This window comes from Nocardia farcinica (assembly GCF_029867845.1).
Taxonomy (GTDB): domain Bacteria; phylum Actinomycetota; class Actinomycetes; order Mycobacteriales; family Mycobacteriaceae; genus Nocardia; species Nocardia farcinica_A.
The window spans coordinates 1-3,385 of record NZ_JARWRU010000555.1 but is presented as its reverse complement, the minus strand read 5'-3'; the positions used below and the strand labels follow the sequence as shown (position 1 = coordinate 3,385).

The 3,385-nt window shown below is 72.9% G+C and carries 3 protein-coding genes; 2 read left to right on the top strand and 1 reads right to left on the bottom strand.

Features of this window, described 5'->3' with window-relative positions; genetic code table 11:
- The first annotated feature begins 166 nt into the window (after positions 1-166).
- Positions 167-1,267 carry a glutamate 5-kinase gene (gene proB / locus QH283_RS12130; RefSeq protein ID WP_280503106.1) on the top strand — a complete coding sequence of 367 codons (1,101 nt, stop codon included), beginning with the start codon at positions 167-169 and terminating at the stop codon, positions 1,265-1,267.
- Here proB and QH283_RS12125 read toward each other — a convergent pair.
- On the bottom strand, positions 1,236-1,985 hold the full coding sequence (locus QH283_RS12125) for a MerR family transcriptional regulator (protein WP_280503105.1): 750 nt from the start codon (positions 1,983-1,985) through the stop codon (positions 1,236-1,238). The genes proB and QH283_RS12125 overlap by 32 nt on opposite strands.
- Before the next feature lie 82 nt (positions 1,986-2,067).
- On the opposite strand from QH283_RS12125, the gene QH283_RS12120 reads away from it, so the two are divergent.
- Positions 2,068-3,288, top strand: a complete 1,221-nt coding sequence (locus QH283_RS12120; protein ID WP_280503104.1) for an erythromycin esterase family protein — start codon at positions 2,068-2,070, stop codon at positions 3,286-3,288.
- Positions 3,289-3,385: the final 97 nt, after the last annotated feature.

Sequence of the window (3,385 nt, the reverse complement as noted above, 5' to 3'; positions counted from 1 at the left end):
AAAATCTGTGCCGGGCCGGGGCGGCCGGGGGGGGGGTTGGGGGCGGGCGGTATAACATTTGTCAGGCCCCCCCCGCGCGCGCGGCGCCGACCGGCGCGGGCCCGCGCGGGCTCGCGGTAGGAGTGGTGTGGTGACACAGGTGAATGCACTGGGCGGCACGCAGGAGCTGAGCGAGGCCAGACAGGCCATCGCCACCGCCCGCAGCGTGGTGGTGAAGATCGGCTCCTCGGCGCTGACCAGCCTCAAGGGTGGTCTGGACACCGTGCGGCTGGATCGGCTCGCCGACGCCGTGGAGGCGAGGATGCGCGCCGGTTCCGACGTGGTGGTGGTGTCCTCCGGCGCGATCGGCGCCGGCCTGGCGCCGCTCGGGCTCAAACGCCGACCGCGCGATCTGGCCACCAAGCAGGCCGCCGCCAGTGTCGGTCAGCTCGCGTTGGCCCACGCCTGGGGCACCTCCTTCGCCCGCTACGGACGCACCGTCGGCCAGGTGCTGCTCAGCGCCGACGATTTCGCGCGCCGGGAGAACCATCGCAATGCCCAGCGCACCCTGGACCGGCTGCGTTCGCTCGGCGCGGTGGCCGTGGTGAACGAGAACGACACCGTCGCCACCGAGGAGATCCGCTTCGGCGACAACGATCGGCTCGCGGCGCTGGTGGCGCACCTGGTCGGCGCGGACGCGCTGGTGCTGCTGTCCGATGTTGAGGGGCTCTACGACGGCGATCCGCGCAAGGGCGGAGCCACCTTCATCCCCGAGGTCCGCAGCAGTGCCGATCTGGACGGCGTGATCGCGGGCAGCGGCGGTGTGCTCGGCACCGGCGGCATGGCCTCCAAGCTGTCGGCCGCCCGCCTGGCCGCCGACGCGGGGGTGCCGGTGCTGCTGGCGGCCGCCGAGCAGGCGGACGTCGCGTTGTCGGAGGGGACCGTCGGCACCGCCTTCGCCGCCCGCGCCACCCGGCTGTCGGCCCGCAAGTTCTGGGTCAGGCATGCCGCCGACAGCCGAGGCGCGCTCGTCCTGGACGAGGGGGCCATCCAGGCCGTGGCGCACCGGCGCCGCTCCCTGCTCGCCGCGGGCATCATCGGCGTGCGCGGCCGGTTCTACGGCGGTGACGTGGTCGATCTGCTCTCCGCCGACCTGCGCCTGGTCGCGCGCGGTGTGGTCGAGTACGACAGCACCGAGTTGGCCACTATGCTCGGCCGCTCGACCACCGAACTGCCCGACTCCATGCAGCGCCCGGTCATCCACGCCGACGACCTGGTGCGGGTCTAGCTTCCGGCCCCTCCGACAGGTCGAGCATGCGCACATAGGCTCCGAGCAGCGCGGCGGCGTCGAGCATGGCCAGCGCGTGGTCGGTGAGCCGCGCCTGCCACCGTGCCAGCGACTCGGCCAGGGCGTCGCCGCCACCGGCCTCCCGCAGGTGCCGGATCACGGTCGCGATGTGGCCGGGCCGATAGCCGCCGCGGCGCAGCAGGTGGGCCAGCCGGGCGTCGCGGACGTCGGCGGGACCGTAGACGCGATAGCCGGTGCGCCGGTCGCGGGCGGGGGAGAGCACCCCCGCGCGTTCCCAGGCGCGCAGCGTGGCGGGGGACAGCCGCAGCAGATGGGCCAGTTCGCCGATGGTCCTGCCTGACCCCGCCTCCGCCGCGTCCGGCGGCTGGTCCGCGAGGTGGCCGATCGCCGTGCGCACCTGGCCGAGCGTCTCCCGATCGCGCACCAGCTGGACGTGCCCGTCGTCGACGGCGGCCAGCGCGGCGTCGAGGTCGCCGCTGTGCAGCGCGCGCATGACCGCACCGGCCCGCGCGTGCCCGAAGGCGGCCACCGATGCGAGATAGGCGCGCAGCGCGGCGGCATGGTGCTCGGTGTAGATCCGGTAGCCGGTCGGTGTGCGCTCGGCGGCGGGCAGGAACCCGTGACGCTCGTAATTGCGCACCGCCTGGGCGGAAAGGCCGTGCTCGCGTGCCAGATCGGCGGGCCGCAGGGTTTTCACCTGTTTGAGGGTAGTGGCGTGGTCACATGGGCGGATTCGCTCCGAAGTCTCAACCGTCCTTTCAGAGATACGATCAAGACACATGACTCGGGACATCAGCGATTTCCTCAGCCCCTCCTGCACCGTGCTCGCCCTGGGCGAACCCACCCACTCCGAACCCGCCGTCGCCTGGCTCCGCAACGACCTGTTCGCCCGGCTCGCCGGGCACGGATTCGCCGCTGTCGCCCTCGAGACCGATCGAGTGGCGGCCCTGATGGTCGACGACTACGTCCGGCGCGGCGTGGGCGATCTCGACACAGTGCTGCGCGAAGGCTTCTCCCACGGCTTCGGCGCCCATCCCGCCAACCGCGCCCTGGTCACCTGGATGCGCGAGTACAACGAGGCGTTGCCGCCGCGGCGCCGCCTGGCCTTCCACGGCTTCGACGCGCCGCTGGAGACCATGAGCGCTCCCAGCCCGCGCCGCTACCTCGAAGCCGCTCGCGCCCAGCTGAACCGCGCCAACCCGGCCACCTCCGCGGACCTCGACGCCGAGATCGACGCTCTCCTCGGCGCTGACGAGCGCTGGAGCCGCACCGAGGCGGTGCTCGACCCCGCCGCGTCGCCGGGCCGCACCCCGGAGGCCGAGCGTCTTCGCGCCATCGCCGACGACCTGACGCTGGAATTCCAGCTCGCCACCCCGAACCTGCTCGCGACGGGTTCCCGGCACGAATGGCACACCGCACGAACACATCTGCTGGCCGCCGTGCACGTGCTGCGCTACCACGCCGCCTGTGCCCGCCGCGTCGACGAAGCCGAACGCCTCACCCGCATGTGCGCCACCAGGGATGCCTGCATGGCCGAGAACCTCGCCGACATCCGGCGCATCGAATCCGCTCGCGGCGCCACCCTGGTGTTCGCCCACAATCTGCACCTGCAACGCAATCCCGGCTCCATGCCGATGGGCGAGGTCACCGTCGACTGGTTCAGCGCGGGCGCCCTCTTCGACGCTGCCCATCCCGGCGAATACCGTTTCCTGGCAGGCGCTCTCGGCCGCAGCGCGGACATCGGCCTCGGCGACCCCGGCCGAGGCACGTACGAGGCCGCCCTGCGCTCACGCATCCCCGACTGGGGTCTGACGGCCCCGGAGACGCTGCCCGACAGCCACGTACGCGACGACATCGACCCGAGGAAGGGGTACTTCCCGCTCGACCGCGACATCCTCGGCGGCGCCGACGGGGTGCTGTTCGTCGCCGACTGCGCGGCGGTGGACGAAGCCGCCTCGTCGGCGGTCGGCGTCCCGCTACCGATCACGAGCCCGCGATGAGGCCGGTGCGGTCCTGTCGTGGCCGGAGTCGGGTGGTCGTGACCGAAGCCGGCGGGACGCGCCAGGCCGCATGCGGCGCGAACGGGCCGCCCACGCG

Coding starts and splice junctions, on each gene's coding strand:
- QH283_RS12120 (WP_280503104.1), top strand. CDS start 2,068: ATGACTCGGGACATCAGCGATTTCCTCAGCCCCTCCTGCACCGTGCTC.